The organism is Streptomyces sp. SPB074 (assembly GCF_000154905.1).
GTDB lineage: Bacteria > Actinomycetota > Actinomycetes > Streptomycetales > Streptomycetaceae > Streptomyces.
This window is the reverse complement of record NZ_GG770539.1, coordinates 2186609-2188816: the sequence shown is the minus strand read 5'-3', so window position 1 is coordinate 2188816 and position 2208 is coordinate 2186609. Positions and strand designations below refer to the sequence as shown.

Below are 2208 nucleotides of genomic sequence, written 5' to 3'. Positions count from 1 at the left end.
GGGCCTTGCCGAGGCCGCGCGCCGCGAGGACGACCGGCGCCCCGGCCCGGGCGAGCGCGCGGGCCGTCGCGGCGCCGACCCCGCAGGAGCCGCCGGTGACGAGCGCGGTGCGACCGCGCAGGACGACCCCGGCGAGGACATCGTCGGCGGTGGAATCACGGTCGAAGGGAGTGGTCAGGAGAGACATGCGGACGTCCTCGCGGCAGTCGGAAGCTTGCGACTCCACCGTGCGACGGGCGGGGACGGGCTGCCAGTGCTCCGCCGAGAGGGGCAGTACGGGAGCCAGGCGGGGAATACGCGCCGGGCCGGCCGCTAGCCGCGCGGGCGCCGCTCCGGGTCCGTCCTTGCGCGGTGGTCCAGGTCCGTCAGCTCCTGCGCGAAGGTCAGGGGCAGCAACTCGGGGCCCACGTGCCGCTGGCAGGGGCAGTCCCGCGCCTCGTAGCGCTCCGGCTTGTCGTCGGCGCCCCAGGCCACGGCCGCGCGCACCGTCTCGTGGCAGTGACCGTCCTCGTCGTGCGTCGCGAGGTGGTGGCCGCAGCCGCACACCGGCTCCGGCGGCCGTGCCGCCTCGCGGCGCTCCCGCTCGCCGCGGGCCTTCGCCTCCGTGAGTTCGAGCCGGCGCGCGTGACGCGGCCGCAGCGCCCGGCGCGCCCGCTCACCGATACCGCCGCCCCCGAAGACGACCACGAAGAACAACACCCACAGCCACGTACTCACGCGACCTCCCCCTCCGGCGCGAAAACCCGATTTACGCGCCCCGCACCGCGCGTCGAGAGCCCCCGCCCACCCCCACTTACGCGGCCGAACCCGACCCCCGCCCCCGCACCCGCCCCCTCCGCGCCGCCGCGTCGACCCGCTCCCGCGCGCCTTTCGCGAGGAACCGCGCGGCGATGACCGGGCCCTCGCCCGGGCGGCCCGCATGATGGCCCTCTCCCTCACGACGCCGCCGAGGGCCGAGGACCGGACCGAGACCGAGACCGAGGAGCCGACCGCATGAGCAGCAGCAGCCCTGTCCGCTGGGGGTACGCCTTCGTCGACCGCCCCCGCGCGGGCGAGGCCCGGGACCGGGCCTTCTGGGCCGCCGTCACCGGTACGGAGATCTCCCCGGCGCGGGGCGCGCACGGCGAGTTCGTCACCTTCCTGCCGCCCGAGCCCTACGACGCCGTCCTCAAGCACCAGTCGCTCGGCGAGGGCAGGGGCGGCACCCACCTCGACCTCGGTGTCGCCGATGTGGAGGAGTTCGCGCGCCGCGCGAGCGGCCTCGGCGCGCGCACGGAGCACGAGGAGCCCGGTCTCGTCGTGCTCCGCAGCCCCGCAGGGCTCGGCTTCTGCGTCGTCCACGACGACGGGCTCAACGTCCCCCCGCCGAGCTTCGGCGGGGCGCGCCTCGACCAGGTGACGCTCGACATCGGGCCCTCGGCCTACGAGGACGAGGTGGCCTTCTGGACCGGCGCCACCGGCTGGGAGGCCGAGCCGACGGACCTGCCCGAGTACCAGCGGCTGCGCACGGCCCGCGCCTTCCCCTTCCGCGTCCTCGCCCAGCGCCTCGCCGCCGACCGGGCCCCCGGCATCCACATCGACTTCGCGACGGCGGACCGCGAGGCGGCCCGCGCGCGCCACGAACTCGCGGGGGCCACCTCGGTGCGGGAGGGCGCCGAGTGGCACGTGATGCGCGACACGGCGGGCGTCGAGTACTGCCTGACCGACCGCTCGCCGGAGCAGTGAGGACCACGGCACCGGCCTCCCGCGCCTGAGTCGCGCGCATGGTCTCTGTGGTGCGGAACGTGGCGATCGACTGCGCGGACGCGTACGCGCTCGCGTGCTTCTGGAGCGAGGTGACGGGCCGTCCCCTCGACCCGGACTGCGCGCCCGGCGACCGCGAGACGGCCGTGCCCCTCGCGGAGGGGCCGATGCTGTACTTCAACCAGGTGCCCGAGCCCGAGACGGTCAAGAACCGCGTCCACCTGTGCCTGCGCCCGGCGACCACCCGCGAGGCGGAGGTCGAGCGGCTGCTGGGCCTCGGCGCCGGGCTCGTCGCCGATCACCGGCGACCGGACGGCTCGGGCTGGGTCGTCCTGGCGGACCCGGAGGGCAACGAGCTGTGCGTGCTGCGGGGGGACGCGGAGCCGGCGCGCTGTACATTCGGGTTGTCTTCTTGTTCGGTCCTGTTTTCCTGCGTTTTTTAGGTTTTTGTTTTTTTTTTTTTTT

The 2208-nt window shown here is 75.0% G+C and carries 3 protein-coding genes and 1 pseudogene; 2 read left to right on the top strand and 2 right to left on the bottom strand.

Going from position 1 to position 2208, the window contains the following annotated elements; translation table 11 throughout:
- Together SSBG_RS08785 and SSBG_RS08780 are read right to left on the bottom strand one after the other, a co-directional pair.
- Positions 1-187, bottom strand: a pseudogene (locus SSBG_RS08785) (oxidoreductase); the annotation flags it as partial.
- A gap of 125 nt (positions 188-312) precedes the next feature.
- Complete coding sequence (locus tag SSBG_RS08780) at positions 313-717, bottom strand: hypothetical protein (RefSeq protein ID WP_234010434.1); 405 nt, start codon at positions 715-717, stop codon at positions 313-315.
- A 276-nt stretch (positions 718-993) separates the two neighbouring features.
- Here SSBG_RS08780 and SSBG_RS08775 point away from each other — a divergent pair, with 276 nt between their 5' ends.
- Together SSBG_RS08775 and SSBG_RS08770 are read left to right on the top strand one after the other, a co-directional pair.
- The gene (locus SSBG_RS08775) at positions 994-1725 is read left to right on the top strand and encodes a VOC family protein (RefSeq protein WP_008745829.1); all 732 of its coding nucleotides are present in this window, start codon (positions 994-996) and stop codon (positions 1723-1725) included.
- A gap of 38 nt (positions 1726-1763) precedes the next feature.
- A complete protein-coding gene (locus SSBG_RS08770; RefSeq protein WP_199781353.1) occupies positions 1764-2186 on the top strand; it encodes a VOC family protein in 423 nt (140 codons plus the stop codon).
- Positions 2187-2208 lie beyond the last annotated feature (22 nt).